The following is a 26,664-nucleotide window of genomic DNA, read 5'->3' on the forward strand; positions in this document are numbered from 1 at the left end:
GCGGGCCGGTGACCCGCCCGGGCCCCGGCGGACGCCGGAGCGCACCGCCCGGGACGCAGGACCCGCCCACGACGAAAAGGGAGACGCCGTGACCGCTCTGGTCGTCGCGATGGACGGCCCTTCGGGGTCGGGCAAGTCGAGCGCCTCGCGCGGCGTGGCGCGCGCGCTCGGCCTGCGCTACCTGGACACCGGGGCGATGTACCGGGCGATCACCTGGTGGATGCGCGAGCACGGCGTCGACACCGGCGACCCGGCGGCGGTGGCCGCCCGGGCGGCCGATCCGGTGCTCCAGATCGGCACCGACCCCGCCGCGCCCGGCATCACCGTGGACGGCGTCGACGTCGCGGCGGCGATCCGCACCACCGAGGTCACCTCGGCGGTGTCGGCGGTGAGCGCGGTGCCCGAGGTCCGGGCCCGGCTGGTCGCCGAGCAGCGCGCCGTCATCGGGGCGGGCGACATCGTGGTCGAGGGCCGGGACATCGGCACGGTCGTCGCACCCGAGGCGCCGGTCAAGGTCTACCTGACCGCGAGCCCCGAGGCCCGGGCCCGGCGGCGCAGCGCCGAACTGGCCGGCACGACGGTGGAGGCGCAGCGGGCCGCGATGGCCCGGCGCGACGCGCTGGACTCGACCCGCAAGGCCGACCCGCTGGTCATGGCGGCCGACGCGGTCGAGGTGGACACCACGGAGATGACCCTGGACGAGGTCGTCGCCGAGGTGCTGAGACTTGTGAAGGAGCGCACCTGACCGGTGGGCACCGGGCGGCGGCCATGCCGTGCCCGATGACCGCCGCCGGAGGGGTGTGCCAGGTATGGGAACGGACGTGACGTGACGGGGGAGTACGGCGAGGACGCCGGATGGATCGAGGCCGAGCTCGCGGAGCTCGGCGAGGGCGGCGACGCCGGCGAGCCGGAGCAGGACTCCGCGCCGCTGCCGGTCGTGGCCGTGGTCGGCCGCCCGAACGTCGGAAAGTCGACGCTGGTCAACCGGATCATCGGCCGCCGCGAGGCGGTCGTGGAGGACGTGCCCGGGGTGACCCGCGACCGGGTGACCTACGAGGGCGACTGGCGGGGCCGCCGGTTCACCCTGGTGGACACCGGCGGCTGGGATCCCGAGGCGACCGGGATGGCGCTGCGCATCGCCGAGCAGGCGCAGATCGCCGTCGAGCTGGCGGATGTGATCCTGTTCGTGGTGGACGCCACGGTCGGGGTGACCGACGCCGACGAGGCGGTGGCCGCGGTGCTGCGCCGGTCGGGCAAGCCGGTGGTGCTGGCGGCCAACAAGGTCGACGACCAGCGGATGGAGCTGGAGGCGACCGCGCTGTGGTCGCTCGGCATCGGCGAGCCGCACCCGGTGTCCGCGCTGCACGGCCGCTCCAGCGGCGACCTGCTGGACATCGTGCTGGACGTGCTGCCGCAGGCACCGCCGCAGCGGTTCGGCGCCGAGCGCGGCCCGCGCCGGGTGGCCCTGGTCGGCAAGCCGAACGTCGGCAAGTCGTCGCTGCTGAACAAGCTGGCCGGCGAGGAGCGGGTGCTGGTCGACCCGATGGCCGGCACCACCCGGGACCCGGTGGACGAGCTGATCGAGCTGGGCGGCAAGACATGGCGGTTCGTCGACACCGCCGGCATCCGCCGCCGCGAGCGCGAGCTGCAGGGCGCCGACTTCTACGCGGGCATGCGCACCAAGGCGGCGCTGGAGCGCTCGGAGATCGCGGTGGTCCTCATCGACGCCTCCGAGGTGCTCACCGAGCAGGACCTGCGCATCATCAGCATGGTCATCGAGTCCGGCCGCTGCATGGTCGTCGCCTTCAACAAGTGGGACCTGGTCGACGAGGACCGGCGGTACTACCTGGAAAAGGAGATCGACCGCCAGCTGGTCCGGGTGCCCTGGGCGCTGCGGGTGAACATCTCCGCCAAGACCGGCCGGCATGTCGAGCGGCTGGTCCCGGCGATCGAGCGGGCCATCGAGTCGTGGAGCACCCGGGTGCCGACCGCCCGGCTCAACGCCTTCCTGTCCGAGCTGATCGCCGCCACCCCGCCCCCGGTCCGCGGCGGCAAGCAGCCCAAGATCCTGTTCGCCACCCAGGCGTCCACCGAGCCGCCGAAGTTCGTGCTGTTCACCTCCGGCTTCCTGGAGGAGACCTACCGGCGCTTCCTGGAGCGCCGCATCCGCGAGGAGTTCGGGTTCGCCGGCTCGCCGATCTCGCTCACCATGAAGATCCGCGACAAGCGCGGCGCGCAGAAGAAGAAGTGACCCGCCCGTCCGCCGCCGGGCGGACGGGCCGTCAGCCGGCCGACGAGCCGGCCCGGGGCAGGGCCAGCGAGATCACCGCGCCGGCCGCGCACAGCACCGCGGTGATCAGGAAGATCTCGGTGTACTCGGTGTGCAGCGCCGCCCGCACCTGCTCGGTGTAGGCGGCCAGCAGCCGGGTGTACTCCGCGGCCGGCACGCCGAACGGCAGCGGGGTGTCCAGATCGGCGGTCAGCGACCGGAACCGGTGGAAGCCCCACGCCGACAGCGCGGCCACGCCGAGCAGCATGCCCATCATCCGGGCCACCACCACGGCCGCCGAAGCCACCCCGTGCCGCCCGGCCGGCATCACGCGCAGCACCACCGACGACAGCGGCGCGATCACCACGCCCAGCCCGAGGCCGGCGATCACCAGATCGGTGTCCATCCGGGGCAGCCCGAGCACGTAGGTGGCCGCGCCGGGCGCCACCGGCCACCGGGAGATCAGCGCGTACCCGGCGGCGGCCACTGAAAGGCCCGCCACCGCGACCGCCCGCTCGCCGAACCGGCGGGCCGGCCACCCGCCGGCCAGCGCCGCGACGGCCAGGGCGATCAGGAACCGGGACAGCACCAGCGCGCCGCCGGTCGCGTCCGTGCCGAGCAGCGTCTGAGCCGCCAGCTGCACGTCCACCAGGGTGACCAGCAGCGCCGCCCCGGCCAGGAAGCTCACCGCGAGCGCGGCGAGGAACGGGCCGCGGCGCACGCCGGTCAGGTCGACCAGCCGCACCCTGGCCCGCCGCTCCCAGATCACGAACGCGGCCGCCGCCACCAGCCCGCCCCCGATGGCCGGCACCCCCCACGGCGGCAGCACCGCGGCGTCCGGCTCGGGGTTGTACAGCCCGGCGACCAGCAGGCCGAGCGCCAGCGCCAGCAGCAGCCCGCCCGCCACGTCCACCGCGGGCCGCGGCCCGGCGGCCCGGCCGGCCGCCGGCACCGCGCGCCGCACCGCCAGCGCGGCCAGCAGCGCCAGCGGCACGTTGACCCAGAAGATGCCGCGCCAGCCGGCCACCGCGGCCACCCCGGCCCCGTACAGCGGGCCGAGCACGCTGCCGAGTTCCTGGGCGGCGCCCACCGCGCCGAGCGCGAGCGGCCGGCCGCGCTCGTCCCACAGGTCGCCCACCAGGGCCATCGTGATCGGCAGCAGCGCGCCGCCGGCCACGCCCTGCAGGGTCCGGCCCGCCGTGAGCAGCGGCACCGACGCGGCCAGCGCGGTGATCACCGAGCCGGCGGCGAACCCGGCCAGGCAGGCGTAGATGAGCGGGCGGCGACCGTACCGGTCCGACAGCCCGCCGAGCAGCGGCATGGCGGCCACGTAGCCGAGCAGGAAGCCGGTGACGATCGGGGTGGCCCGCTCCAGGTGGTTGAGCGGCACGCCGGCGTCCCGGGCGACGTCCACCAGGATGGTGACCACCACGTAGGCGTCCAGCGCGGCGAGCAGCACGGCCGCGCCGCCCACCCCGAGCGCCACCCGCCGCCGGTGCCCGGCGGCGTCCGCCGCGGGCATGGGTTCGCCCGCCGGATGCCCGGCGGTGCCGCCGGCGGCGGAGTCGGTCCCCGGCGGGACGGGACCGCTCGGCCCGGGCCCGGGAGCGTCCGCCGCGGGTGCGGTGCTCGCCGGGGGCGTGGCGGCCGGCGCGGGCCGGGACGGGACCGGTTCGCTCACCAGCGCACCAACTTTCCGGTAGGCGGCATCAGGGACACTCGTTGATCACTTGGCCGGCGGCGTGACGGTGACCGGGGCGTCGAAGTCGGTGAAGGTCACCGTCACCGTGCCGGAGTTCTGCCCGTCGCCGATGGGCAGGGCGGCCTTGAGCAGCCGGCCGGATGCCTTGTCCAGCCACATCCGCCCGTTCACGTCCTGGCCGACGCCGGGCACCACCGAGGCGACGACCTGCCGGGGCAGCGTGGCGGCCACCACATAGGCCTGCGCGTCGCCGACCTTCTCCTCGCCTTCGGTGCGGGCCTTGGTGGCCTGGGCCAGCAGCTTGGGCACCCCCCGGGCCGGGTCGAGGATCGCCGAGGGATCATAGATGGCCGCCAGCTGCTGCCGGGTCATCGTCTGGTAGCCGCCGGTCGGACCCTTGAAGTACACGGTGTCACCGGCCAGCACGAAGGCCAGCTCCTGCAGGTTGCCCAGCACGTCGATGCGAATGGTGCCCTTCGCGTCCCCCTGCCGGGTCAGCGAGCCGTCGGCGTGCTTCACCGGCACCGGCGGGCTGCCCTCGGTCTCGATCAGGAACGCGACGGTGGACACCGCCCGCATCGCCTGCGCGGACTTCGCCATCAGCCGCCCGCCGTCCGGCAGCGCGGCCTGGTCCGGCGCCGCGCTGCACGCCACCAGCAGCGCCAGCGCCGGCAGCGGCAGGAGCAGACGCGCGGCGGACCACCGGCGCGATCGCCGGGGCCGGGGAAAAGGTCGGCTTCTCGTCACAGCCGGATGCTAGCCGCGCCCGGCCGGGCACCGGCGGCCGACCCGGTATCGGTTCGGCGTCGCCGTCAGGCGCGCTCCTCGGTGCGCAGGCGCATGAGGTGGTCGACCACCGGGCTGTAGGCGGACTCCAGCGCCTCGATCAGTTTCGGGTTGAGCCGGTCGATGAAGTGGTAGCGGACGTTGGCCACATGCGAGGGCGCCACCCGCTGCATGGTCTCCCAGCCATGGTCGGTGAGCACGGCGAAGGTGCCGCGCCGGTCGTCGGCGCAGCTCTCCCTGGCCACCAGCCGGGCGGCCTCCATCCGGGCGATCTGGTGGGACAGCCGGCTGCGCGACTGGATGGTCGCCTCGGCCAGGTCGCTCATCCGCATCCGGTGGTCGGGGGTCTCCGACAGGTTGACCAGGATCTCGTAGTCGTTCAGCGAAAGGCCCCATTCCTGCAGATCGCGATCCAGCCGGTGCAGCAGCAGCTTGTTGGCCGCCAGATGGGCGCGCCAGGCCCGCTGCTCGGCGCCGCTCAGCCAGTTGGGGGACGGGTCGTCGGATTCCGCCGTGCTCATGCAGTGAATCTATCTCTCCGGCGAACAGCCCGGCGCCGCGCGGAGGAAGTGCCGGACCGCTCCGCCGCCCCTGGCGGCACCGGAATTCCGCCAGGCGACCGATATGCCGCACCGTGTCGCGGCGGGTAGCCAATCGACTTCGTGGACGGCTACCGGGGGCACCACCTGGAGGCCGCCGCCGAGGAGGTGGAGCGCCGGCTGATCGAGCGCTTCCCGGCCGTCACGCACGTCTTCCTTGATCCGACGCCGGGACGCCGCGCCGGGACGGCTCCGGCCTGAGCGCGGCCAGCGCCGCGTCCGGGGTGTCGGTGAAGAACCGGATCGCGGTGATCTCGACGGTCCGGCCGAGCGGCCGGACCACGGTGACCGGCGCGGCCAGCTCCACGGTGATGTTGGTCTGGGACGAGACCGCGACCGCCGCCCGGCCGTCGGTCACCCGGACGACCCCGGTCTCGTCGTAGCGGCGGGTGGCGCGCACCGCGGAGATCAGCTCGCGAGGGACGCGGGCGTCGAAGAACGCGCCGTAGCGGACGCCCAGCTCGCTGCCGGTGACCACATGCGGCCGGGTGGCGCACGCCGCGACCACGGCCAGCCCGACGAACACCCCGTAGACGTCCACCACCAGGACCGCGATCCGCACCGCGTCCGGCACCTCCAGCGCGCGCAGTATCAGCTCGACGGCGACGGTCTCCACGACCATCGCGAACAGCAGGAGCAGCATCACCGTCGCCTGCTCGCGGACGTACGGCAGCGCGGTGGCGCCCGGCGGCACCCCGTCCCGGCGGCGGGTGGCCCACAGCAGCACGCTGTGCATCCCCTTGGTCTCGAACCCCACGATCCGGCGCACCGGGGCCGGGACCAGCCGCCGGACGGTGGCCCGGGCGGCCTGCCGGCGCGAGGCGCCCAGCCGGCGCTCCGCGCGGAACAGCCGGCCGGCCACGACCGCCTCCAGCAGCAGTACCGCGGCCACCACCGCCTCGGCGGCGGCGATCACCAGCGGCGGCGGGGTGACCCCCGCCAGCAGCAGCACCCCGAGCAGCAGCTCAGCGGGCAGCGCCGCGAACAGCAGCGCGCGGGCGGTCCTCAGCATGGCCCACGCTCCGCGAGAACGGCCGCCGTCCGCCGGAGGACCTCGGCCTGGGCCGGTGACAGCGCGGCGAGCATCTCCGCCGCCCACGCCGGGCCGGCCGCCTCGCCGGCCGGCATGTCCCGGCCGTCCGGCGAGGCCGGCAGTTCGGCGACCATCGCCGCGGCCAGGCCGTCCGGCAGGTGGGCCGCCAGGTCGGCGGCCAGCTCCGGCACCCGCGGGTCATCCGGTTCGGCGCCCGCCAGCTCGTCCAGCCGCGCGTAGAGGGCGTGGCCGCGGGCCCGGGCGGCGGGTTCGGCCAGCGGGCGGAACAGCTCGATCATCGCCGCCCGACCGGCCGGATCGGCGGTCGTGTCGGCCAGCGCCAGCAGTTCCCGGTCCAGCGCGGCGACGGCCGAGCCGTGGGCGTCCAGGCCGCGCAGCACCTCGGCCATCTCCGGGGACACCACCGAGTCGGGATGCGGTGACCCGTCGGCGAGCAGCCGGGCCAGCCGCGCGCGCCGCGCCGCGATGGCCTGCTGCTGCCGCGCCAGGTCGGCGTCCAGCTCCAGCAGTACCTCGCGCAGCTCACGCCCTTGATCGTCGGCCAGCACCGACCGGATCTCGGGGAGGCTCAGCCCGAGCTCGCCGAGCCGGCGCACCCGGGCCAGCGCCACCGCGTCGCGCAGCCCGTAATCCCGGTAGCCGTTGGCCAGCCGCACCGGGTCGGGCAGCAGGCCGAGATGGTGGTAATGCCGCACGGCCCGGGTGGAGATTCCGACCAGTGCGGCGAGTTCGCCGATCCGCATGCCCCAATTGGAAACGTTGACCTAGCGTCAATGTCAAACCGCCACCCACGCCGCAGGCCATCGGAAGTCCGGCTTTGCTGCCAAGTGTGCTTAAGCCGGACGCGAGGTGGGGAAGTCAGAGGTACTCTGCCCACCCTCCCGGATCCCAGAGGTGGTTCATATGCGCATCAGCCAGATACTGCGCGACAAGGGAAGCGGCGTCACCACCGTGCGCCCCGAGGCCACGGTGCAGGAACTGCTCGCCATGCTCGCCGAGCACAACATCGGCGCGGTGGTGGTGTCGGAGGACGGCGCCGCCATCTTGGGCATCGTCTCCGAGCGCGACGTGGTGCGCCGGCTGCACCAGCGCGGGCCCGGCGTGCTGCAGGAGACGGTCTCCACGATCATGAGCACGCCGGTGCGGACCTGCGAGCCGGAGGCGGAGGTCGAGGGGCTGCGCAAGACCATGACCGAGCATCGCGTCCGCCACCTGCCGGTCACCTCCGACGGCCGGCTGGTCGGCATCGTCAGCATCGGGGACGTGGTCAAGAGCGCGATCGAGGAACTGGAGACGGAGAAGGCCCACCTGGTCGGCTACCTGCACGGCTGATCCCCGCCAGGTGCCGGGCGGGCCGGGACGCGGCTTCCCCGGCGGCGGTACCGAGGGCGTGATCGTGACGGGGCACGGCTCCTGGCCGGCCTGCCCCGCCGGGCGCCGTCGTTGGACCGTCATCGGAAACCGCGCGCCGTTGAGCCGGTCGGCGTGCGACCACCGCGGCCGGCGCGGGGTCCGGTGGAGACCGCTGTGGGAATATGCCGTTGTGCGGCCGACCAGGGCTCCGATAGCGTTGCCGTGCCCAGCAGGCGACGACCCGGGAGGTGAGACCCATCAACGCTGTGTCAGCTCGGGTGCTCTCCTCCAGTGATCACCGGTCCTGCCGGTAGCGGGCCGCCGCGAGAGCATCCGCCGGCCTCCCGGAAGGCTCTCATGTCGGTACTGCCATCACCCCTGTCCCTGCCCGCCATCGTCATCCGGTTGCGCGCCGCCGGCTGCGTCTTCGCCGAAGACGAGGCCGAGTTGCTCGCCGCCGCGGCCCGTACCCCGGGCGACCTCGCCGCCATGGTGGCCAAGCGGGTCGCCGGCCTGCCGCTGGAGCACATCGTCGGCTGGGCGGAGTTCGGCGGCCTGCGCGTCGCGGTCGAGCCGGGTGTCTTCGTACCCCGCCCACGCACCGGTTTCCTCGTTGAGCGGGCCGCCGCGCTGATCCGCCGGGCCAGGGCCGCCGGCGCGTCGCGCCCGCCGGTCGTGGCCGACCTGTGCTGCGGCACCGGCGCGGTGGCCGCCGCCCTGGCCGGCGCCGCCGGACCGATCGAGGTGCACGCCGCCGACATCGACCCGGCCGCCGTCCGCTGCGCCCGCCGCAACCTGGCCGCGACCGGCGGGCAGGTGTACCAGGGTGACCTGTACGACGCGCTGCCGCCGGCGCTTCGCGGCCGGGTGACCGTGCTGGTGGCCAGCCCGCCCTACGTCCCCTCCAGCGCGATCGGGCTGCTGCCGCCCGAGGCCCGCGACCACGAGCCGCTGGTGGCGCTGGACGGCGGCTCCGACGGGCTGGACGTCGTCCGCAGGATCATCGAGGGCGCCCAGGACTGGCTCGCCCCCGGCGGCCACCTGCTGGTGGAGACCAGCGAGCGCCAGGCCGCCGCCACCGTCGTCGCCGCCGCCCGGGCCGGCCTGCGTGCCCGCCGTGCCCACTCCGCCGACACCGACGCCACCGCCGTCATCGCCACCCGCCCGGCCCTCTGACGCCGTCCGGCCCAGAGTTAGCAGGTCGTCAAGGTATCCAACGTCGATCAGGTCGTCGCTGAACAGCTGGGACAGCTCCGACCGGGCCCGAGGCCGGCACCCGCCGGGATACGGGAGGACCGGCGAAACGCCGGACCGGCGTCAGGTGCGCAGCACTTGGTCCAGGACGTGCTCGCCGACGGCCGCCATCCTCGGGTCGTCGGCGGAGGCGGTGGCCAGCGCGGTGCCGAGCGAGAGCGCCCATCCCCGGGCTCGCGCCCAGGTCGCCGCGTCAGCCGCCACCTGCGACCGGAAGATGTCACGCGCGTCCTGGTCGAACACCAGCCACGCCGCGGCCAGGTCGGTGGCGGGATCGCCGGCGGTGAGATCACCGAAGTCCAGCACCGCCGCCAGGCCGCGCTCGTCCAGCAGCAGGTTTCCCGGGTGCGGGTCGCCGTGCAGCCAGAGCGCCGGGCCCGGCCACGGCGGGACGGCCGACAGTTCCTCCCAGAGGGGCAGCAACTCCGCCGATCTGGCCGTAGTCCGCAGGCGCTGCCGTTCGACCGCGTCGCGGGCGGCGAGCGGGACGCCGCGGACCGGGTTGCGCGGGGCGCCCGGCGGCGCGGGCCGGTGCAGGGCGGTCATGAACCCGGCCAGCGGGACGGCGATGCCGGACCGTGCGGCCGGCGGCACGTCGGCGGCGGTGCGGCCCTCGAACCAGGGCGTGATCGTCCATGGCCACGGATACCCCTCACCGGGCACGCCGGCCCGGACCGGTACCGGCAGCGCGACGTCGACGTACCCGGCCAGGACCGGCAGCCAGCGCTGCTCGTTGGCGAGGAGCTCGACGGCGACCTGGCGGCGCGGCAGCCGCACGGCCAAGTCCGCCCCCAGGCGGTAGATGACGTTGTCCCACCCGTTGGCGACCAGGACGAGCGGGCCCGCCAGATCCGGATGCTGCGCCCGGACCAGCCGGCCGACAAGTTCGCGATCGATGTCGATCTCCGCTACCGGGGTCTTCACGCCGTCACGATAGCGCCGACCCTGAGCGCGGCGCCGAAGCCCGACCGGGACGGCCGGCACCGCTCGCCGCGATGATCGAGCTCCTGACGCCATCCGCGGCCAGGATCAGAGCTGCCCGTTCCGGACGCCACGGAGGAACGCCCCCCATTCGACGGCCCCGACGACGACCGCCGGGCCCGCCGGATTCCTGCTGTCCCGGACGGCAACCGCCTTGGACATGTTCGTCGCCACTTCAACGCACTGACCGCCGTTGTCCGATGATCGGGATGACTTCCGCCACACGGCGGTGCTCAGATCCATGTCCGTCGCGTGTCCTTGGCCATCGGTCACAGCGCGCCGTTCTTGACGCCGCCGAGGAAGAAGTCCCACTCCGCAGGCCGGACCAGCAGTGCGGGCTCGGCGGGGTAGCGGCTGTCGCGGAGAGCGACGGTGCCGGGTATGTCGGTTGTCACGTCGACGCACTGGCCGCCGTTCCCGGACGAATATGTGGACTTCCGCCAAACGGCTTGCATCATGTCCATTCCCGTCGCGCCTCCTCGATCATTCGGCGGGTCAGATGCTCAGGATACGCCCATAGTCGGATGGCTTCATATCGTCGTTTAATGGATTTCACGACTTCTGGATCACAACTGATCTGCCCCTGTGCCGGAGAGTCGGCATGGATCGTCTCCGGTCTGCCGTGTGGAAGTTCGGCGATCATGAAGGCGCCCGCGAGGCCTGCGATGCACAGCGGATCGACCAGTTGGATGGAGAGAGTCGGGTGGTGGGCGATGTCCAGGAGATAGTCGAGTTGCCCGCGCATCGACTCCGGACCGCCCACCTGGCGGCGCACCACGCCAGCATCCATAAGGAACAAGAGCAGAGGCGGATCCGGTTTGTCGAGGATCCGCCTGCGCTGTATCCGGGCCTCCACCCGCTTTTCCACATCATCTCGCTCGGTACCCGGTCCTCGACGGAAGAGTTCGCGTGCATAGTCCTCCGTCTGGAGGAGGCCGGGGATGAGGAGGGGGTCCCAGGATCGCAGGGTGAGGGCGGTGGGCTCGATCTCGTCCAGCCAGTCGATGAACCAGATCGGGCTGCCGGGGCGGGCGGCGATGCGCCGGTGCAGATCGGCGAAGAACGTGCCGCCTTCGGTGCCGAAGAGCAGGTCGAGGCGGTGGGCGTCACCCGGCGATGGTGTGCGGGTGGCTGACTCCAGCCGGCTGACCTGGGTCTGTGTGCATCCCAGGCGAGCGGCGACCGCGGCCTGGGACAGCTGCGCGGCCTCACGTAGCCGGCGCATTTCGGCGCCGAAGCGCACCCGGGGCGAGCCCGGGTCGGGGAACGAACCGACACTCATGGCGTTCCTCTCGAAACCCGTGAAATGGACGTATTCGCTTTTGCCAATGCCGAGACGTGGAATCGCATACCGGGTCACCGGTATTGCAGGGCATTCCATGGAAGGCCGGTACCCGCCCGTGTAACCCGGTCATGGCGGCAATCTAAGCACGGCGACAAGAAGGGTGGCCGGACTTCAACTTGAATCGAGGGCGGAATCGGTGGCGGGTGAACGAGCGGGGACGGAGGCGCGGACGCGGCTGGACGAAGATGTTCGGACCGGCGGGTGGTTCCGGGAGTTTCCTGGACGCGAGACGTCGGTGGGGGAGGCCCGGGCATGGGCGCGGCATCTGCTGGCCGGCCGGGTGGGCGCCGGAGTCCTGGACGATGTCCTGCTGTTGCTGAGTGAGGTTCTTACCAACGCGGTGGTGCACTCTCGGTCCGGAGAAGAGGAGAGCGGGCGCGTCACTGTCCGGGTGGTATGGATCGGCGAGGCCGTCTATATCGCGGTCACCGACGCGGGTTCGCCAGATCGCCGGCCGGCGGTCCGCGCCGCCGCGCTGGACGATGACGGCGGACGGGGACTCCTGCTGGTCGAGACGATCGCCGCCTCATGGGGCAGTCACGCGGAAGCCGCGGGCCGGTCGGTGTGGTTTAGCGTCAGCGCCTGATGCGCGCTTCGGTGGAAAATGCCGTACTATGTACCGTACAACGTACGGAGTAGGGGAGGGCGCAGGTGTACCAGCCGAGCGACGAAGAGGTGCGGGCCGTCGAGGCGTGGTTCGCGGAGTACGACGCGCTGGCCGAGCGAGGGGAGACGGAGAAGCTCGCCGACCTGGCGGTGTTCCCGATGAACCTGGCCACCGACGTCCCCGGCGGCCACGCGGCGGTCCGGCAGTGGACGCGGGCCGAGTACCTGGCGGCGATGAAGGAGGCGATGGGCGGTGGCACCGCGGGGCTGGAGCTGACCTCCAAGCGGACGCCGCATTTCCTCAGCCCGAACCTGGTGGTGGTGGAGACCGACGCCACCATGACGATCGAAGGGGAGCGGCAGAGCATGCACTACGCGGACCTGCTGGTCCGCACCGAGGATGGCTGGGCGTTCCAGACCATGATCCAGTCCGGCTGGGGTCACGGCTGGCCCCCCGCCCGCCGCGGCTGACCCGCCCGGTAGCGGGGCCGGCCGGGGTGGCCGGCCCCGCTCGGGTCACTGGACGGTGATCTTGTCCACTTCGATGGTGATGCCCTTGACCTCGGGGGTGGAGGTCGCGGTGGTGACCGAGCCGACGCCGGTGGCGGCGCCCCTCACCTTCATGGTGTAGGTCAGCCTGCCGCCGGGGGCGCCGGGGGTGCTGCTGATCCGGTAGTCCTCGACCGGCGGCCCGGAGATCTGCCCGCCGGCGTTGCCCTCGGCGTTCTCCGCGCCGACGGTCAGGCCATAGGTGGCGCCGGGGTCACCGGGCAGGTTGCCCGGGTCGTAGGAGTAGGTGATGTCCTCGGTGCCGTTCAGCCCGATCCACTGCTGGAAGACCTTCAGCGAGCTCTGCCCGTACAGCCGGACCCGCCACTCCAGGACCAGCCAGTCCGACACCCCGTCGCTGAGCGTCCCGGCGTACACGCCGGGGGCGCCGGTGCCGTCCAGGTCGGTCCAGTAGGCGGCCAGCACGTTGTTCGGCGGCGCCGGGTCCGGCAGGTTCTGCGGCGCGTAGCCGATGTCGTCGGACCCGGCGGTGCCGCCGGGCACGCTGTAGCCGTTGGACACCACGCCGATCCGGGTGTAGGTCCGGCCCGCGTAGCTGAACGCCGGCACGGTGAAGTTGATCGACTCCTCGTCGCCGATCGGTGTCGGGGCGATGCCGAAGGCGTCCAGCGGCAGGTAACCGGCCGGGCCGGTTCCCGGCGCGATGCCGGGCTCGTCCGGCTGGCGGGCCGGCAGCGTGGCCGTCGCGGTGGCGATCTGGCTCCCCACCTGGGTGGCGCCGGTCACGCCGGCCAGCCGCAGCCGGGCGTCCAGCGTGCTGAGCGCGGTCACCTTGGCGTCCTTCAGCGTGGTGTTCTCCACGGTGACCGTGCAGGTGGACTCGCCGGTGCCCTTGGCGATGGTCGCCGGGACGCAGGTCTGGTCGACCGGCACCGCGCCTTCCTGGCGGAAGAACGCCACCGGCAGGTGCAGGTGCCGGGAGCCGCCGACCTGTTTGAGGTCGACCTGGCCGAAGTACTGGCCGTCCGGCAGCTCCGGCGCGGTGATCACCACCTTGATCTTGGCCGACCTGCCGGGCTTGACGGTGAACAGCGGGGGCAGCACCGCCACCGCGGCGCCCTTGGGCGCGGTGCCCGAAGCGGTGTAGGTGAGCGTCTTGCCCGAGACGTTGGTGACCGTCCGGGTGGCGGTGATGACGCCCGGCATGGTCGGCGCGTTCACCGACGGCAGGTTGAGGTCGATCCGGTTCAGCGGGTCGGCGGCCGAGGCGGTGAACGCGGCGGCGGTCTCGTCCAGGGTCAGGCCGGGGTCGCCCGCCTTGGTCAGGTCGATGCGCCCGCCGCCGTAGTCGAACGGGTCGGCCGGCGTGGTCCGGTCCTGCTTGGTCACCGCGGTCGTGGCCGTGGTCTCCAGCGCGGACTTGACCTGGCCGGGCGTCCAGTCCGGGTGCAGCGCGAACAGCAGCGCGGCGGCCCCGGCGACGTGCGGGGCGGACATCGAGGTGCCGGCGATCACCTGGTAGAGGTTGCCGGGCGGCCCCTCCAGCGGTGATTCGGGGGTCGGGGTCTGGCCGGCGAGGATGTGCAGGCCGGGGGCGGTGACGTCCGGCTTGAGGAAGTCGCCGCCCGGCCCCCGCGAGGAGAACGTGGTCATGGCGTCGCCCTGCCAGGTGGTCTTCGTGCCGGGAGTGAAGCTCGCGGTCGCCCCGGGGTGCGCGGCGAGGAAGGCGAGCAGGGCCGCCCCGTCCGGCTGGTCGAGATGGACGGTGGGCAGCCAGTGATTGTCGGTCATCACGTCCAGCGGCGTCGCGTTGTAGAGGATCATGCCGGCCGCGCCGCCCTGCCGGACGTTGAAGCTCTTCAGTACCCGGTTCGGCCCGCGCTGGCAGACGACGATCTTGCCGCTGAACAGCCCGGGGGGCGCCGGGTTCACGCACAGCGGGTCGGCGTACGGGGGTGCCGCGGCCGAGACCACCGGCAGCGGGGTCGCGACGCCGCCGGTGATCGAGGCGCCGGACACGGTGGCGGTGGCGCCGCCGCCGGACAGCGTCACGGTCGAGCGGAAGGTGCGCTCCTGGGTGGAGGCGGCGACCGTCGTCACCCACGGCCCGCGGTGGTCGGTGGTGTTCGCGCCGGGCCCGGCGTTGCCGGCCGAGGCGGCGACGAACACGCCGGCCGCGTAGGCGTCCAGGAACGCCAGCTCCACCGGGTCGGCGTAGGGGTCGGCTCCGCCGGAGATCGAGAAGTTGATGACACGGGCGCCGTCCAGGACGGCCCGGCCGATGGCCGCCGCCGAGTCGGACGGGAAGCAGCCCTCCGCGCCGCAGACCTTGTAGACCGACACCGCCGCGGCGGGCGCGATGCCGTGGATCGGGCCGCGGCCGATGCCGAGCGGGTTCGCGTCGGCCACCGGGCGGCCGGCCGTGGTGGTGGCGGTGTGCGTGCCATGACCATTGGAGTCGCGGGCGCTGTCGGGGTAGACGTCCCCGCCGATCACCGCGTTGTAGGTCTCCAGGAACGCGCGACCGCCGATGAGCTTGTCGTTGCAGGTGAACGGGTCGGCGGCCGGGGTGAGCGGGTTGTCGCCGAAGTCGCACTCGCGCGGGGCGCCGTCCTCGGTCGGCGGGGGAGCGGGCAGGCCGCCCGGGTCGGCGAACGACGGGTGCTCGGGCCAGGCGCCGGAGTCCAGGCTGGCGAAGATGACGCCCTTGCCGGAGGAGGCGTCGCCGCCGAGCTTCTGGTAGATCGCCGGGGCGCCGATGAACGACGCGCTCGCGTCGGTGAGCAATCGCTGCGGGCGGTCCTGCTGGACGGCGGCCACCCCGGGCAGTTTCAGCAGCTCGGCGGCCTTGTTCGCCGGCAGGGTCAGCGCGATGCCGCCGTACACCGTGCGGATCCGCTGCCCGGCGCGGGCACCGGGCAGCCGCCGGCCGAGCTCGCCGAGGAAGGTGTTCTCGACGCCCTCGATGTGCCTGGTGTACTTCCTGGCCGCCGTGCCGCCCGGGTCCAGGCGCCGGCCGGTGACCTGCGGGCTGGTGCCCGCCAGGCCCGGGAGGCCGCCCTTGTAGGCGGCCAGCGAGTCGTAGTCGAGCTTGACGACCACGTTCACCGGCGCGGGGGAGGTCGACCTGAGCAGCGCCGCGTCGCTGCGGGCCAGCCGGCCGCTCGGCGACCTGGCGCCCTGGATCCGGCCGGCCGGGACGAGCGGGGTGGCCGTCCATTTGGCGGTGGACGCGGCCGCCGGCGTCGGTACCGGATCGGCGGCGGCCGGCGCGGACAGCGCCAGCACGGCGGTGGCCAGACCCACGCCGGCCGCGAGAGCGCGGCGGCCGGGGAGCGGTCGGGCGGTTAAGGCGGAGAACTTGCTCGGCACGGCACCTCCTGGTCGACACCATGGGCCCACCGGCCGGCGGGCATGGAGGAGCCGCGTCGCCCCGCGTGGCACGCGGGAAGGGACCCCACCCTCCCCGCCGGGCGACGAGCGTCCGGTCGCCCTCGGGGGCGGGGTGACCGGAACAGTCGGGAGTCTAGAGCGGAGCCGGGTGCGCGCCTAGATCGGTCCAAGGGTGGACCTGGCGGCAATATCTGACTAAATATGGTGGTGTAGCAGTTAATTACTGTGAAAACCGCAGTTCGCGGAACGGTCCAACCCCGCTCCCGTAGAATCGGGCGGGTGAAGCTGAAGCTTGATCTCCACGACATCTACAACCGGGGCGCGGAGATCGACCGCGCGCTGCACGGCATCATCCAGGAGGCGGTCCGCAAGAAGGCCACCGAGGTCGAGATCATCCCCGGCAAGGGCTCGGGCCAGCTGAAGAAGAAGGTGCTGCGGTTCCTGGACCAGAAGGAGATCAAAGCCCTCTATCACCGTATCGACAAGGACGCCAAGAACCACGGCCGACTTTTCGTGTACTTCCGCTGGAAGTGACGCAAGTCATCACAAGGTGTCGGTAACTCGATATACCTGGCCTAACTCCGCGCGATAGGCTGCTCAGGAAGTTCGATCATGGCTGTCGCGAGGGGGAGCCGATGGGGCCGGTCACCGGAATGGCGGAGATCACCGACGAGGCCGAGCTGCGGGAGCTGCTCGGCGCACCGATGCCCAGGGCGGTGGCCAAGGAGCGGGTGCGGCTGCACGACCGCGACAAGGAGTGGCTCGCCCTCTCCCCGTTCTGCCTGATCGCCACGGCCGGCGCGGACGGCACCTGTGACGTCTCGCCCAAGGGTGACCCGCCCGGCTTCACCCTGGTGCTGGACGACGCGACCATCGCGATCCCCGAGCGCCCCGGCAACCGCCGGGCCGACGGGTTCCTCAACATCCTGCGCAACCCGCACGTCGGCCTGATCTACCTGGTGCCCGGCCGCGACGAGACGCTGCGCATCAACGGCCGGGCCCGGCTGGTCCGCGAGGCGCCGTTCCTCGACGACATGGTGGTCAAGGGCCACCGGCCGCAGCTGGCGCTGGTGGTGGACATCGAGCAGATCTTCTTCCACTGCCCCAAGGCGTTCCTGCGGTCGAAGCTGTGGAAGCCGGAGACCTGGACGCCCGAGGAACTCCCCTCGCACGCCGCCATCGTCAAGAGCGTCCAGCGCACCGAGGAGTCGCTGGAGGAACTGCAGACCTACTACGGCGCCCAGTACGCCACCCGCCTCTACAAGTCCCACCGGCCCTGACCCGGCCCGGCGGAATCATCGGCCCACCGGCGGCCGCCCTGTCCCGCTACGGTGGCGAGCCATGCGGATCATGGTGATCGGTGGCAGCGGCCTGCTCGGCCGCGAACTCGTCCGGCAGGGTGTGGCGGCGGGGTACCAGGTCATGGCGACGTACCTGACCCGACCCGGCGCCGCGCCGGAGGTGACGTGGACGCCGCTCGACGTACGTGATCGGGACGCGGTGCCCGTCTCGGTCCGCGCGGCGCGGCCGGACATGATCGTCAACGCCGCCTACCGCCAGGCCGACTGGGCGGTCACCGCGGACGGCGCCGCCCATGTCGCGCTGGCCGCGGCGGCGACCGGTGCCCGGCTGGTGCACGTCTCCAGCGACGCGGTGTTCTCCGGCGCGGCGGTCACCTACGCCGAGACCGCCGTCCCCGATCCCGGGACGCCGTACGGCGCGGCCAAGGCGGCGGCCGAGGTGGCGGTGCGGGCCGTCGCGCCGGACGCCGTGATCGCCCGCACCTCGCTGATCATCGGCGACCACGGCGACTCGCCGCACGAGGAACTGGTGCACGCGCTGGCGGCCGGCCGCGAGCGGGACAAGGTGCTGTTCACCGACGAGGTGCGCTGCCCGGTGCACGTCGCCGACCTGGCCGCCGCCCTGCTGGAACTCGCGCACCGCGGCCACCAGGGCATGTGTCATGTGGCCGGCGCCGACGCGGTGAGCCGGCACGAGCTCGGCCGGCTGATCGCCCGCCGGGACGGTCTGGACCCCGGCGCGCTGCCGGCCGCGCCGCGCGGGGCCGCGCCGGGCCGGGCGCTGGACGTGCGGCTGGACTGCGCCGCCACCGCGCGGCTGCTGCGCACCCGGCTGCGCGGCGCCCCCGAGTTCCTCCGTTGAGATCCGCCGGTCGGCGGGGCGAGGAGACCGAGCCTCAGCCGCCGGCCAGGGTGCGGTGAAGGAGGGGGAGCAGGCGGTCCCAGTGGCGCTGCAGCCCGGCGGGGTCGAAGGCGTCGGTGTCGGACATGGTGAAGCCGTGGACGGTGCCGGGGTAGATCTCGGAGGTGTGGTCGACACCCGCGGCGTCGAGGGACCGGTTGAGCTCGCCGAGAGCCTCGGGCGTGATGTCGGTCTCGGCGTGGCCGAAGTGGACCTGGGCGGTGAGTTCGGCGAGGCCGCCGGGCCCGACCGCGCCCACCGGGGCGTGGAATCCGGCGACGGCCGCGACCTGGCCTGGGTAGGCCACGGCGGTGCGCACGGCCAGCAGGCCGCCCAGGCAGTAGCCGGTCACCGCGACCGGTCCGGCGCCGACCTCGGGCCGGCTGGTGAGGAACCTAAGGTAGGCGTCGGCGTCGCGCAGGACACGTTCGGTGGTGTGCGCCTGGATCAAAGGCATCAGCCGGGCCATGACCGCGGGCCGCACATCTTCGCCGATGTGCGCGGGAAGTTCGATCACCGGTGCCGGGCCATGCCGGTAGAGGAAGTTGGGGACGAGTACGTAGTATCCGTGCCCGGCCAGTTCATGGGCCATCTCCCGCAGTACGGGCCGGATGCCGAAGCCGTCCGGGTACATCAGCACCCCGGGGTGCCGGCCGCCACCGCCGGGGAAGGCGGCGAAAGCGTCGGCCTGACCGTCGGTGGTGGGAATCTGCAGACTTATGGTGGGCATGACGTCTCCAGTCGTAGTCGATGTGTCGAGCTTGTGATCGATACGACGGAGGTGGACCGCGCGCGACGGCGCGGGATCTTTGATCGAACAGCGGGCCCGCACCGGCGGCCCGTGCGGCGCTCAGGAGAGCACCGGGTCACCGATCCGTGTGTGGCGCGAGGCCGTCCCGGTGGTCATGGCCGCACAGTCTAGCCCGGCGGGCAGAGCCGGCGCGGCCGGGCGTGGACTTTCTGGACGTGGGCGCCGGGCGTGGGAGGGCCGGAGCGGGATCGTCGCGGCCGCCCAAATGGCGAGGAAGCGGTCGGCCGTGCGCAGAGCCCGGGCACCCGCGCCGAGGCGGGCACGTCGTGGCCGAAGGCGTTCAGGCATTCGATCGCTTCCTCGGTTCGAGCATAACCCCGTGGCCGCCGGAACGGGTGGCACCGGGCTACCCGGCGTGCCCGAGCTGGACGGCGACGCCGTCGAGGATGCGGTCCAGGCCCTGAACGAAGTCGGCCCGCAGTTCCTCCTGCGGGGAGACGGCGGGTGAGGGGGCGGTGAAGGTGCCGGCCTGGAGCACCTCGGCCAGCGCGGGGAACCGGTCCGGCCGCACCAGGCGGGCCAGGATCGCGCCGTAGTCGCCGGGCAGCCCGCCCGGACCACCGGCCGGGCGCAGCGTGGCCGCCGCGATCTGGGTGTGGCCGCGGATGTAGTGCAGCAGCAGCATGAGTACCGGCAGCCGCTCGCGTGGCGGGAGCGCGGTGCCGCCGAACGCGCGCAACCCGGCCTCGACCCAGGCGAGCTGGCCGGGATCCACCGGCGCGACCCCGGTGATCTCCAGAATCCACGGATGGCGCAGGTAGACCTTCCGCAGGGCGATCGACCACCGGGTGAGCCCGTCCCGCCAGCCGCCGGCGGCGTCGATCTCCGGCGGCCGGCCGGGTGCCATGCTCATCATGAACGCGAGCAGCTCGTCCTTGTTGGCGACGTGCCGGTACAGCGACATCGTGGCGCAGCCCAGCCGGTCGGCCAGCCGGGCCATCGACAGCGCGGCCAGCCCGTCGGCGTCGGCGATCTCGATGGCGGCCGTGACGATCCGGTCCAGGTTCAGCGCGTTGGCGGGGCCGCGCCGGGGCCGCGCCGGCTCCTCCCACAGCACCCGCAGGACGCGGGGCAGCCCGTCGTGGGTGTCATCGCTCACCACACCGATCCTAGTGCCTTGCGTATGACATACGCACGTGCGTATCTTGTACGCAAGCGCGTATGTCATACGCACAGATCTCTTCCTGGAGTCTTCATGACCGTGCCCCCCACGCCCCCCAGGCCCCCCAGGTCCCCCGGGTCAGAGCGGCACCGGCCTCGCCCGGCCGGACGCCGGCGGTGGTGGCGGCGTCCGTGGGTCGTCCCGCTCGCGGTGCTCGCGGTGGCGTTCGTCGCCTTCTCGCTCCCGCCCTACCTCACCGGCGACCCCGCCCGGTCCAGGGTCCCGGCGCCGGAGGGGTTCGCGGCGCACTACCCGCTGCTGGTGGCGCACGTGGTGTTCGCGACGATCGCGATGATGTGCGCGGTGCCGCAGGTCTGGCCGTGGCTGCGCCGCCGCCGGCCGGCCCTGCACCGGCTCACCGGCCGCGCCTACGTGTTCGCCGGGGTGCTGCCGGCCGGGCTGGCCGGGCTGGTGATCGGCGCCCGGACCCCGTTCGGGCCGGTGCTCGCGGTCAGCAACGTGATGCTGGCCCTGCTCTGGCTGGGCTGTACGGTGACCGGCTACCGGATGGCGCGGCAGGGCCGGTACGCCGAGCACCGGCGGTGGATGCTGCGGAGCTTCGCGCTGACCTTCTCCATCATCTCCAACCGGGTGTGGGGCGTGATCGCCGGCATCGTGCTCGTCCCGCAGCTGGACACCTTATTCGGCGGCGACCAGCGGATGCTGACCTTCACCATCGCCGCGCTGGCCGGCTGGCTGGGCTGGACGGTGCCGCTGCTGGCGGTGCAGTGGTGGCTGGAGCGCGGCGAGGCGGTCCGCCGCCGGGCCAGGATCACCGCCCGCGCCACCGCCGGCCGGGCGGCCGTCCCGGAGGCGGCCGGCGGCACCGGCTGACCGCCCCGGATCGGCCCCGGATCGGCCCCGGATCGGCGTGGTGCGTCCTCGCGTGGCGGCGGGGCCACCCAGGTTACCGACGCGTAGGTTACGGTTCGAGTCATGGCAGAGATGGTGTACCCCCTGGTCATCGGCGCGGCCCGCGGAATGTTCCGGGCGCTCGACCTGAAGATCCACGTGACCGGCGCCGAACACGTGCCGAGCAGCGGTGGCGCCGTGCTCGTCAGCAACCACGTGAGCTACCTCGACTTCATCTTCGTCGGCTACGGCGCGCTCCCGGCCGGCCGGCTGGTGCGGTTCATGGCCAAGAAGGAGGTCTTCGACCACCGGGTCTCCGGGCCGCTGATGCGGGGCATGCACCACATCCCGGTAGACCGGGCGGCGGGGGCGGGCGCCTACGACCACGCGGTGGCGGCGCTGCGCGGCGGCGAGCTGGTCGGCGTGTTCGCCGAGGCCACCATCAGCCGGTCGTTCACCGTGAAGGACATCAAGAACGGCGCGGTGCGGATGGCCGCCGCCGCCGGGGTGCCGCTGATCCCGGTCACCGTGTGGGGCACCCAGCGGCTGTGGACCAAGGGCCGCCCCAAGGACCTGACCCGGCGGCACGTCCCGGTCACCGTGGAGGTCGGCCCGCCCACCCGGCCCGGACCGCAGGACGACGTGGCCCGGCTGACCGCCGAGCTGCGCGAGCGGATGGCGGCGAGCCTGGACCGGGTGCAGCGCGCCTACCCGGAGAACCCGCCCGGCGCCTGGTGGCAGCCGGCCCACCTCGGCGGCACCGCGCCCACCCCCGAGGAGGCCGCCGAGCTGGACGCCGCCGAGCTGGAGGCACGCCGCCGGCGCTGAGCCGCCGGCGGCCGCCCCGCCGGGCAGGGGCGGCCGGCCGGCGGATCGGTCACCCGAGCCGGAAGACCCGGCGGGCCGCGCCGCCGAGGAACTCCGCCCGTGCCTCCGGTGACAGCGGCAGCTCGGCGACCTGCGCCAGCGCCCGGTCGTGCGGGAGCTGGGGCCAGTTGGTGCCGAACATGACCTTGCCCCGGCCGTAGGTGTTCATGAAGTGCACCAGCTGCGGCGGGTAGTACCGGGGCAGGTAGGCCGAGGTGTCGATGTAGACGTTGTCGTGCTTCCAGGCGACACCGATCATCTCGTCGGTCCACGGGTGCCCGATGTGGCCGCCGACGATCACCAGTTCCGGCAGGTCCAGCGCGACCCGATCCAGGTAGGGCACCGGGCGGCCGGTCTCGGAGGGCATCAGCGGGCCGGTGTGCCCCACCTGGGTGCAGAACGGCACGCCGTACTCCACGCACGCCACGTACAGCGGGTAGTAGAGGCGGTGGTCCGGCGGCAGCTCCCACAGCCACGGCACCACCCGCAGGCCCACGAAGCCGAGCTCCTCGACCGCCCGGCGCAGCTCGCGCACCGCGCCCATCGGGTCGGCCAGGTCCACCGCGGCCAGCCCGCGGAAGCGGTCGGGGTGCCGGGAGGTGAACTCGGCGACGTCGTCGTTGCTGATCACCCAGCCGCCCGGCCGGTGCCAGGCCGACAGCAGCAGGACGTCCACGCCGGCCTCGTCCATCATCTTCACCAGCTCGTCCGGGCCGATCGCGGCGTCGATGAGGCCCGCGCTGCCGGACTTCTCGAACAGCCGGGTGATCTCCGGCATCGGCAGCCGGCCCGGCCGCCCGGCGAGCGTCGGCTGTGCCCAGACATCGATGATCATGCTCTCTCTCCCGGCCGGTCGTCCTGGTCGTCGACAGAAGAAGATTCTGCCAGCATGAGATCGGAGCCGGCCGTCCGGGGTGGCCGGAAAAATCTTGGAAGTGCCGGCGGGCCGATGTCGAGGACGGCGGGGCCGGCTTCTACCTAGGGGGGAGAACGCCCGGACATGGGCGTGCCACCATAGGACGCGAGGAGCGCGACATGAAGTACATGCTGCTGATGCAGTTCGGCCCGCAGAGCACCGTCCCGCCGATGGACACCTGGGCGCCCGGCGACGTCGAGGCCCACATCGCGTTCATGCGGGACCTGGACGCCAAGCTGAACGCGGACGGCGAGATGGTCGAGGCGCAGGGGCTGGCCGAGCCGGACCAGGCGCTCATCGTGCGGGCCGGCGCCGGCGGCGCGCCCGCCGTCCTGGACGGGCCGTTCCCGGAGACCAAGGAGTTCCTGTTCGGGTACTGGATCGTCGACGTCGACACCCGGGACCGGGCGGTGGAGATCGCCGCGGCCATCTCCGCCGCGCCCGGCCCGGACGGTGCGCCGCTCGCCATGCCCATCGAGGTGCGCCAGATCATGGTCGGCCCGCCCGGGGACCTGTGACGCCACCGCCGGTCGACGACCTGCTGCGCGAACTGGCGCCGCGGGTCGTCGGCGCGCTCACCCGCCGGTACGGCGACTTCGACGCCGCCGAGGACGCCGTTCAGGAGGCGCTGCTGGACGCGGCCGCGCAGTGGCCGGCCGAAGGAACGCCCGGCGACCCGCGCGGCTGGCTGATCCGGGTCGCCCAGCGCCGGATGATCGAGCACGTGCGCGCCGAGCAGGCGCGGCGCCGCCGCGAGGAGCGCGCGGGCGCCTGGCTGCCGTCGCGGGCCTGGACCGCCCCGGCCGCGGACGAGGCGGCCGAGGCCGACCGGGACGACACCCTCGCCATGCTCTTCCTGTGCTGCCACCCGGTGCTCACCTCGTCCTCGGCGATCGCGCTCACCCTGCGGTCGGTGGGCGGCCTGACCACCGCCGAGATCGCCCGGGCGTTCCTGGTGCCCGAGGCGACCATGGCGCAGCGCATCAGCCGGGCCAAGCACCGCATCAGGGAGTCCGGCGTGCCGTTCCGGATGCCGGACCCCGCCGAGCGGGCCGGGCGGCTCGGCTCGGTGCTGCACGTGCTGTACCTGATCTTCACCGAGGGGCACACCAGCAGCGCCGGGCCGCACGTGCACCGGGTGGAGCTGTCCGGCGAGGCGATCCGGCTGGCCCGGCTGGCGCACGCCCTGCTGCCCGGCGAGGCGGAGGTGGCCGGGCTGCTCGCCCTCATGCTGCTCACCGACGCGCGCCGTCCCGCCCGCACCCGGCCGGACGGCGCGCCGGTCCCGCTGGACGAGCAGGACCGCACCCGGTGGGACCGGGCGGCCATCGCCGAGGGCACCGAGCTGGTCACCGCCGCGCTCGGCCGCGGCATGGCCGGCCCCTTCCAGCTGCAGGCCGCGATCGCCGCACTGCACGACGAGGCCCCGAGCGCCGCCGACACCGACTGGCCGCAGATCCACGCCCTGTACGGCCTGCTGGAACGGATGTCCGGCAACCCGGTCGTCTCGCTCAACCGGGCGGTCGCCGCCGCCATGGCCTACGGCGCCCCGGCCGGGCTCGCCATGCTGGCCGAGCTGGAGGCCGGCGGGCGGCTGGCCGGCCACCACCGCTTCCACGCCGCCCGGGCGCGGCTGCGGGAGATGGCCGGCGACCGGGACGGAGCCCTCGCCGACTACCGGCTGGCCGCCAGGCGCACCACCAGCATCCCCGAACGCGACCACCTCACCGCCCGCGCCGCCCGGCTCGCCGCGTCGGGCTGAGACGCCCGGTGGTTCAGCCGATGAGGGCGAGGGCCCGCTCGGCCAGCCCGGGCGGCGCGGTGCGCGGCGACCCGGCGTCGAACGGCGGCGCCGGGTCGTACTCGATGGCGAGCTGCACCGCCTGCGCCGTCTCCGGTCCGGCGGCCGTGCCGAGCAGGGTCAGGGCCATGTCGATGCCGGCGGACACTCCGGCCGCGGTGACCACGGAGCCGTCGATCACGACGCGCTCGGCCACCGGCTCGACGCCGAACCGGGCCAGCTCGCCGAGCCAGCCCCAGTGGGTCGTCGCCCGCCGGCCCGCCAGCAGGCCGGCCGCGGCGAGCAGGAACGAACCGCTGCACACCGAGGTCGTCCACCTGGCGTGCTCGTGCGCGGCGGCGATCCAGCCGAGCAGCCGCGGGTCGCCCAGCGCCTCGGCGGTGCCCGGCCCGCCCGGGACGACGACCACGTCCGGGCGGGGGAGGTCGGCGTAGCCGGCGGTCGCGGTCAGGCCGAGAGCGCCCTGGTCGTCCACGACCGGGCCGGGCTCGGCGGCGACGAAGGTGACCTGCCAGCCGGGGGCGACGGCGAACACCGTGTAGGGGCCGACCGCGTCGAGCGCGGTGAACCGGGGGTAGAGGGGGATCGCGACATGCACGGGGGATCTCCTTGGTTGCGGGCTCCGGTGGCGGGACCGCTCACCGGTGGGTGCCGGACCGGCGCTCGCCGGCCTGGAATCGCCGGCGGTGGTCGCCGGGCGAGATCCGCCACTGCCGGCGGAAGACGCGGTACAGGGTCTCCGGGCTGCCGAGCCCGCACTCCCGGGCGACCAGGTCCAGCGGATGCCCGGTCGTCTCCAGCAGCCGCCGGGCGGCCTCGGCCCGGCTGCGCTCGACGTACCGGCCCGGCGGCACGCCGAGTTCGGCGGTGAAGACCCGGGAGAAGTGGCGCTCGCTCATGCCCGCCCGCCGGGCCAGCCCCGGCACGCTGAGGTCGGCCGCCGGGTTGGCGTCGATGAACGCCTGCAGCTCGCGCAGCGGCTCGCGGCGCGGGGGCCGGGCGCGCATCGGGGTGCTGAACTGGCTCTGCCCGCCGGCCCGGTGCAGGTAGACCACCAGGCCGCGGGCGACGTCGCGGGCCAGGGCATGGCCGTGGTCCCGGGCGACCAGGGCGAGGGCCAGGTCGATGCCGGCGGTCACCCCCGCCGAGGTCCACACCGGGCCGTCCTCGACGTAGATGCGGTCGGCGTCCACGGTGACGCCGGGGTGGCGGGCCGCCAGGTCGCGGGCGGCCAGCCAGTGCGTGGTGGCCCGCCGGCCGTCCAGCAGTCCGGCGGCGGCGAGCACGAACGCCCCCGAGCAGACCGAGGCGACCCGCCGGGCGGCCGGCGCCAGCGCGGCCACCCCGCCGACCAGCAGGGGGTCCAGCGGGCCGGTCACCGCGAATCCGCCCACCACCAGCAGCGTGTCGAGCGGGCCGCCGACCGCGTCCAGCGCGGTGGTGGCGGTGACCGCCGGACCGTACGCCGAGGACACCGGGCCCGGGCGCACGGCCGCGATCTCGACCTGGTAGCCGCCGTCGCGGGCCAGCAGGCCGGCGGTGCCGAACACGTCGGCCGGCCCGGCCAGGTCGAGCAACTGGAAGCCGTCGAAGACGGCGATGACCACGCGCCGCTGCATGGCGTCCATGCTGGTGGCCCGGCCCGATGGCGGCAACGCCACGAATATTGCAGATCCTGCCAGGCCCGGCGCCGCGTCCGGCCTTGGTCCCGGCCGGGCGGGACGTTCGGCCGGTCACGGAACGGCGCGGGCGGATCACGCTGAGGATGGAAACGTGTCCGGCCTCAAGGAGGGGTCATGATCACAACCAACCGGTCGTCGTGGCGACGGCGGCTGGTCCTCACGCTGCTGCTCATCCCGCTGCTGTTCGTCATCGCCGCCCAGTACCCTGACGCCACCGCCGACGGGGTGGGCGCGGCGGTGCGCGCCGGGGCCAACGCCCTGCGGTGGTGCGCCCACGCCCTCGGCGAGTTCCTCCAGGCGGTCGCGGGCTGACCACGGCGGCCGCCGAGTATCCGGCGAAAAGCGCCGGCCGCGGCCGCGGCGGATCAGGGACGGCCGTCGCCCTGGCCGCGGCCCGCGGTGGAATCAGCGGTGGAATCAGGCGAAGGCGTCGACGCCGGTGAGCTCGGCCGACAGCGCCCACAGCCGGGCGGCCTGCTCGGGGTCGGTCGCGTGCGCGGACACCCCGCGCACCGGCCG

At 73.8% G+C, this 26,664-nt stretch carries 29 protein-coding genes; 14 read left to right on the forward strand and 15 right to left on the reverse strand.

Annotated elements, in window-relative coordinates; genetic code table 11:
• The first annotated feature begins 88 nt into the window (after positions 1 to 88).
• Together cmk and der are read left to right on the forward strand one after the other, a co-directional pair.
• Positions 89 to 745, forward strand: a complete 657-nt coding sequence (gene cmk, locus Sru01_RS09690) for a (d)CMP kinase (protein ID WP_239137197.1) — start codon at positions 89 to 91, stop codon at positions 743 to 745.
• Between the two features lie 81 nt (positions 746 to 826).
• Entirely contained in the window at positions 827 to 2,251 is a 1,425-nt protein-coding gene (gene der / locus Sru01_RS09695) for a ribosome biogenesis GTPase Der (protein WP_203983596.1), read from the forward strand.
• Between the two features lie 31 nt (positions 2,252 to 2,282).
• Here the strand turns inward: der and Sru01_RS09700 are convergent, their stop codons facing one another.
• From Sru01_RS09700 to Sru01_RS09720, 5 genes are all read right to left on the reverse strand, one after another.
• The gene (locus tag Sru01_RS09700) at positions 2,283 to 3,950 is read right to left on the reverse strand and encodes an MFS transporter (protein WP_307811997.1); all 1,668 of its coding nucleotides are present in this window, start codon (positions 3,948 to 3,950) and stop codon (positions 2,283 to 2,285) included.
• 45 nt (positions 3,951 to 3,995) lie between these two features.
• Entirely contained in the window at positions 3,996 to 4,718 is a 723-nt protein-coding gene (locus tag Sru01_RS09705; RefSeq protein ID WP_203983598.1) for an LppX_LprAFG lipoprotein, read from the reverse strand.
• A 65-nt stretch (positions 4,719 to 4,783) separates the two neighbouring features.
• Positions 4,784 to 5,278 (reverse strand): MarR family winged helix-turn-helix transcriptional regulator, encoded by a 495-nt coding sequence (locus Sru01_RS09710; protein ID WP_203983600.1) that lies wholly within the window; start codon positions 5,276 to 5,278, stop codon positions 4,784 to 4,786.
• 220 nt (positions 5,279 to 5,498) lie between these two features.
• Entirely contained in the window at positions 5,499 to 6,368 is an 870-nt protein-coding gene (locus Sru01_RS09715; protein ID WP_203983602.1) for a hypothetical protein, read from the reverse strand.
• Positions 6,362 to 7,153: a MerR family transcriptional regulator gene (locus Sru01_RS09720; protein WP_203983604.1), complete on the reverse strand. Its 792-nt coding sequence runs from the start codon at positions 7,151 to 7,153 to the stop codon at positions 6,362 to 6,364. Before Sru01_RS09720 ends, Sru01_RS09715 begins: the two co-directional genes overlap by 7 nt.
• Before the next feature lie 160 nt (positions 7,154 to 7,313).
• Between Sru01_RS09720 and Sru01_RS09725 the strand changes: the two genes are divergently transcribed.
• Together Sru01_RS09725 and Sru01_RS09730 are read left to right on the forward strand one after the other, a co-directional pair.
• Complete coding sequence (locus Sru01_RS09725; protein ID WP_203983605.1) at positions 7,314 to 7,742, forward strand: CBS domain-containing protein; 429 nt, start codon at positions 7,314 to 7,316, stop codon at positions 7,740 to 7,742.
• A 378-nt stretch (positions 7,743 to 8,120) separates the two neighbouring features.
• The gene (locus Sru01_RS09730) at positions 8,121 to 8,939 is read left to right on the forward strand and encodes a putative protein N(5)-glutamine methyltransferase (protein ID WP_203983607.1); all 819 of its coding nucleotides are present in this window, start codon (positions 8,121 to 8,123) and stop codon (positions 8,937 to 8,939) included.
• A gap of 141 nt (positions 8,940 to 9,080) precedes the next feature.
• On the opposite strand, the gene Sru01_RS09735 is transcribed toward Sru01_RS09730, so the two are convergent.
• From Sru01_RS09735 to Sru01_RS09750, 4 genes are all read right to left on the reverse strand, one after another.
• A complete protein-coding gene (locus tag Sru01_RS09735; protein WP_203983609.1) occupies positions 9,081 to 9,941 on the reverse strand; it encodes an aminoglycoside phosphotransferase family protein in 861 nt (286 codons plus the stop codon).
• 105 nt (positions 9,942 to 10,046) lie between these two features.
• Positions 10,047 to 10,241 carry a DUF397 domain-containing protein gene (locus Sru01_RS09740; RefSeq protein ID WP_203983611.1) on the reverse strand — a complete coding sequence of 65 codons (195 nt, stop codon included), beginning with the start codon at positions 10,239 to 10,241 and terminating at the stop codon, positions 10,047 to 10,049.
• Positions 10,242 to 10,267: 26 nt separating this feature from the next.
• Complete coding sequence (locus tag Sru01_RS09745) at positions 10,268 to 10,462, reverse strand: DUF397 domain-containing protein (protein ID WP_203983613.1); 195 nt, start codon at positions 10,460 to 10,462, stop codon at positions 10,268 to 10,270.
• A complete protein-coding gene (locus Sru01_RS09750; protein ID WP_203983615.1) occupies positions 10,453 to 11,280 on the reverse strand; it encodes a helix-turn-helix domain-containing protein in 828 nt (275 codons plus the stop codon). Before Sru01_RS09750 ends, Sru01_RS09745 begins: the two co-directional genes overlap by 10 nt.
• 199 nt (positions 11,281 to 11,479) lie before the next feature.
• On the opposite strand from Sru01_RS09750, the gene Sru01_RS09755 reads away from it, so the two are divergent.
• Positions 11,480 to 11,929 (forward strand): ATP-binding protein, encoded by a 450-nt coding sequence (locus Sru01_RS09755; protein ID WP_275412149.1) that lies wholly within the window; start codon positions 11,480 to 11,482, stop codon positions 11,927 to 11,929.
• 65 nt (positions 11,930 to 11,994) lie between these two features.
• Positions 11,995 to 12,420: a nuclear transport factor 2 family protein gene (locus Sru01_RS09760; protein WP_203983618.1), complete on the forward strand. Its 426-nt coding sequence runs from the start codon at positions 11,995 to 11,997 to the stop codon at positions 12,418 to 12,420.
• A gap of 45 nt (positions 12,421 to 12,465) precedes the next feature.
• Here Sru01_RS09760 and Sru01_RS36160 read toward each other — a convergent pair whose 3' ends face one another.
• Positions 12,466 to 15,765, reverse strand: a complete 3,300-nt coding sequence (locus Sru01_RS36160; protein WP_203983619.1) for a S8 family serine peptidase — start codon at positions 15,763 to 15,765, stop codon at positions 12,466 to 12,468.
• Between the two features lie 366 nt (positions 15,766 to 16,131).
• Between Sru01_RS36160 and Sru01_RS09770 the strand changes: the two genes are divergently transcribed.
• The 3 genes from Sru01_RS09770 (at position 16,132) to Sru01_RS09780 (ending at position 18,015) form a co-directional block, all read left to right on the forward strand.
• Positions 16,132 to 16,386 (forward strand): Smr/MutS family protein, encoded by a 255-nt coding sequence (locus tag Sru01_RS09770; RefSeq protein ID WP_203983620.1) that lies wholly within the window; start codon positions 16,132 to 16,134, stop codon positions 16,384 to 16,386.
• Positions 16,387 to 16,487: 101 nt separating this feature from the next.
• Positions 16,488 to 17,132 (forward strand): pyridoxamine 5'-phosphate oxidase family protein, encoded by a 645-nt coding sequence (locus Sru01_RS09775; RefSeq protein WP_203983621.1) that lies wholly within the window; start codon positions 16,488 to 16,490, stop codon positions 17,130 to 17,132.
• 61 nt (positions 17,133 to 17,193) lie between these two features.
• Positions 17,194 to 18,015 (forward strand): SDR family oxidoreductase, encoded by an 822-nt coding sequence (locus Sru01_RS09780; protein WP_203983622.1) that lies wholly within the window; start codon positions 17,194 to 17,196, stop codon positions 18,013 to 18,015.
• A gap of 34 nt (positions 18,016 to 18,049) precedes the next feature.
• Here the strand turns inward: Sru01_RS09780 and Sru01_RS09785 are convergent, their stop codons facing one another.
• Both Sru01_RS09785 and Sru01_RS35465 read right to left on the reverse strand, forming a co-directional pair.
• Positions 18,050 to 18,784 carry a dienelactone hydrolase family protein gene (locus Sru01_RS09785; RefSeq protein ID WP_203983623.1) on the reverse strand — a complete coding sequence of 245 codons (735 nt, stop codon included), beginning with the start codon at positions 18,782 to 18,784 and terminating at the stop codon, positions 18,050 to 18,052.
• A 427-nt stretch (positions 18,785 to 19,211) separates the two neighbouring features.
• A complete protein-coding gene (locus tag Sru01_RS35465; protein WP_275412147.1) occupies positions 19,212 to 19,964 on the reverse strand; it encodes a TetR/AcrR family transcriptional regulator in 753 nt (250 codons plus the stop codon).
• Positions 19,965 to 20,186: 222 nt separating this feature from the next.
• Between Sru01_RS35465 and Sru01_RS09795 the strand changes: the two genes are divergently transcribed.
• Together Sru01_RS09795 and Sru01_RS09800 are read left to right on the forward strand one after the other, a co-directional pair.
• Entirely contained in the window at positions 20,187 to 20,861 is a 675-nt protein-coding gene (locus Sru01_RS09795; protein ID WP_203983626.1) for a DUF2306 domain-containing protein, read from the forward strand.
• 102 nt (positions 20,862 to 20,963) lie between these two features.
• Entirely contained in the window at positions 20,964 to 21,707 is a 744-nt protein-coding gene (locus tag Sru01_RS09800; RefSeq protein ID WP_203983628.1) for a lysophospholipid acyltransferase family protein, read from the forward strand.
• Between the two features lie 49 nt (positions 21,708 to 21,756).
• Here the strand turns inward: Sru01_RS09800 and Sru01_RS09805 are convergent, their stop codons facing one another.
• Positions 21,757 to 22,581 carry an amidohydrolase family protein gene (locus Sru01_RS09805; RefSeq protein WP_203983630.1) on the reverse strand — a complete coding sequence of 275 codons (825 nt, stop codon included), beginning with the start codon at positions 22,579 to 22,581 and terminating at the stop codon, positions 21,757 to 21,759.
• Positions 22,582 to 22,781: 200 nt separating this feature from the next.
• Between Sru01_RS09805 and Sru01_RS09810 the strand changes: the two genes are divergently transcribed.
• Positions 22,782 to 23,180: a YciI family protein gene (locus Sru01_RS09810; protein ID WP_203983632.1), complete on the forward strand. Its 399-nt coding sequence runs from the start codon at positions 22,782 to 22,784 to the stop codon at positions 23,178 to 23,180.
• Positions 23,177 to 24,424 carry an RNA polymerase sigma factor gene (locus Sru01_RS09815; RefSeq protein WP_203983634.1) on the forward strand — a complete coding sequence of 416 codons (1,248 nt, stop codon included), beginning with the start codon at positions 23,177 to 23,179 and terminating at the stop codon, positions 24,422 to 24,424. Before Sru01_RS09810 ends, Sru01_RS09815 begins: the two co-directional genes overlap by 4 nt.
• A gap of 13 nt (positions 24,425 to 24,437) precedes the next feature.
• Here Sru01_RS09815 and Sru01_RS09820 read toward each other — a convergent pair whose 3' ends face one another.
• Together Sru01_RS09820 and Sru01_RS09825 are read right to left on the reverse strand one after the other, a co-directional pair.
• Positions 24,438 to 25,061: a DJ-1/PfpI family protein gene (locus tag Sru01_RS09820; protein ID WP_203983635.1), complete on the reverse strand. Its 624-nt coding sequence runs from the start codon at positions 25,059 to 25,061 to the stop codon at positions 24,438 to 24,440.
• Between the two features lie 40 nt (positions 25,062 to 25,101).
• Positions 25,102 to 26,082 carry a GlxA family transcriptional regulator gene (locus Sru01_RS09825; RefSeq protein WP_203983662.1) on the reverse strand — a complete coding sequence of 327 codons (981 nt, stop codon included), beginning with the start codon at positions 26,080 to 26,082 and terminating at the stop codon, positions 25,102 to 25,104.
• A gap of 177 nt (positions 26,083 to 26,259) precedes the next feature.
• Here Sru01_RS09825 and Sru01_RS09830 point away from each other — a divergent pair, with 177 nt between their 5' ends.
• The gene (locus Sru01_RS09830) at positions 26,260 to 26,457 is read left to right on the forward strand and encodes a hypothetical protein (protein WP_203983637.1); all 198 of its coding nucleotides are present in this window, start codon (positions 26,260 to 26,262) and stop codon (positions 26,455 to 26,457) included.
• The last annotated feature ends 207 nt before the right edge of the window (positions 26,458 to 26,664 follow it).

Source organism: Sphaerisporangium rufum (assembly GCF_016863395.1).
In the GTDB taxonomy this organism is placed as follows: domain Bacteria; phylum Actinomycetota; class Actinomycetes; order Streptosporangiales; family Streptosporangiaceae; genus Sphaerisporangium; species Sphaerisporangium rufum.

Bases quoted from the DNA above. Each gene is read 5' to 3' on its own strand.
- Sru01_RS09710 (WP_203983600.1), bottom strand. From the start codon at position 5,278: ATGAGCACGGCGGAATCCGACGACCCGTCCCCCAACTGGCTGAGCGGC.
- Sru01_RS09715 (WP_203983602.1), bottom strand. From the start codon at position 6,368: ATGCTGAGGACCGCCCGCGCGCTGCTGTTCGCGGCGCTGCCCGCTGAG.
- Sru01_RS09720 (WP_203983604.1), bottom strand. From the start codon at position 7,153: ATGCGGATCGGCGAACTCGCCGCACTGGTCGGAATCTCCACCCGGGCC.
- Sru01_RS09725 (WP_203983605.1), top strand. From the start codon at position 7,314: ATGCGCATCAGCCAGATACTGCGCGACAAGGGAAGCGGCGTCACCACC.
- Sru01_RS09730 (WP_203983607.1), top strand. From the start codon at position 8,121: ATGTCGGTACTGCCATCACCCCTGTCCCTGCCCGCCATCGTCATCCGG.
- Sru01_RS09740 (WP_203983611.1), bottom strand. From the start codon at position 10,241: ATGGATCTGAGCACCGCCGTGTGGCGGAAGTCATCCCGATCATCGGAC.
- Sru01_RS09745 (WP_203983613.1), bottom strand. From the start codon at position 10,462: ATGGACATGATGCAAGCCGTTTGGCGGAAGTCCACATATTCGTCCGGG.
- Sru01_RS09750 (WP_203983615.1), bottom strand. From the start codon at position 11,280: ATGAGTGTCGGTTCGTTCCCCGACCCGGGCTCGCCCCGGGTGCGCTTC.
- Sru01_RS09775 (WP_203983621.1), top strand. From the start codon at position 16,488: ATGGGGCCGGTCACCGGAATGGCGGAGATCACCGACGAGGCCGAGCTG.
- Sru01_RS09780 (WP_203983622.1), top strand. From the start codon at position 17,194: ATGCGGATCATGGTGATCGGTGGCAGCGGCCTGCTCGGCCGCGAACTC.
- Sru01_RS09785 (WP_203983623.1), bottom strand. From the start codon at position 18,784: ATGCCCACCATAAGTCTGCAGATTCCCACCACCGACGGTCAGGCCGAC.
- Sru01_RS09800 (WP_203983628.1), top strand. From the start codon at position 20,964: ATGGCAGAGATGGTGTACCCCCTGGTCATCGGCGCGGCCCGCGGAATG.
- Sru01_RS09805 (WP_203983630.1), bottom strand. From the start codon at position 22,581: ATGATCATCGATGTCTGGGCACAGCCGACGCTCGCCGGGCGGCCGGGC.
- Sru01_RS09810 (WP_203983632.1), top strand. From the start codon at position 22,782: ATGAAGTACATGCTGCTGATGCAGTTCGGCCCGCAGAGCACCGTCCCG.
- Sru01_RS09825 (WP_203983662.1), bottom strand. From the start codon at position 26,082: ATGCAGCGGCGCGTGGTCATCGCCGTCTTCGACGGCTTCCAGTTGCTC.
- Sru01_RS09830 (WP_203983637.1), top strand. From the start codon at position 26,260: ATGATCACAACCAACCGGTCGTCGTGGCGACGGCGGCTGGTCCTCACG.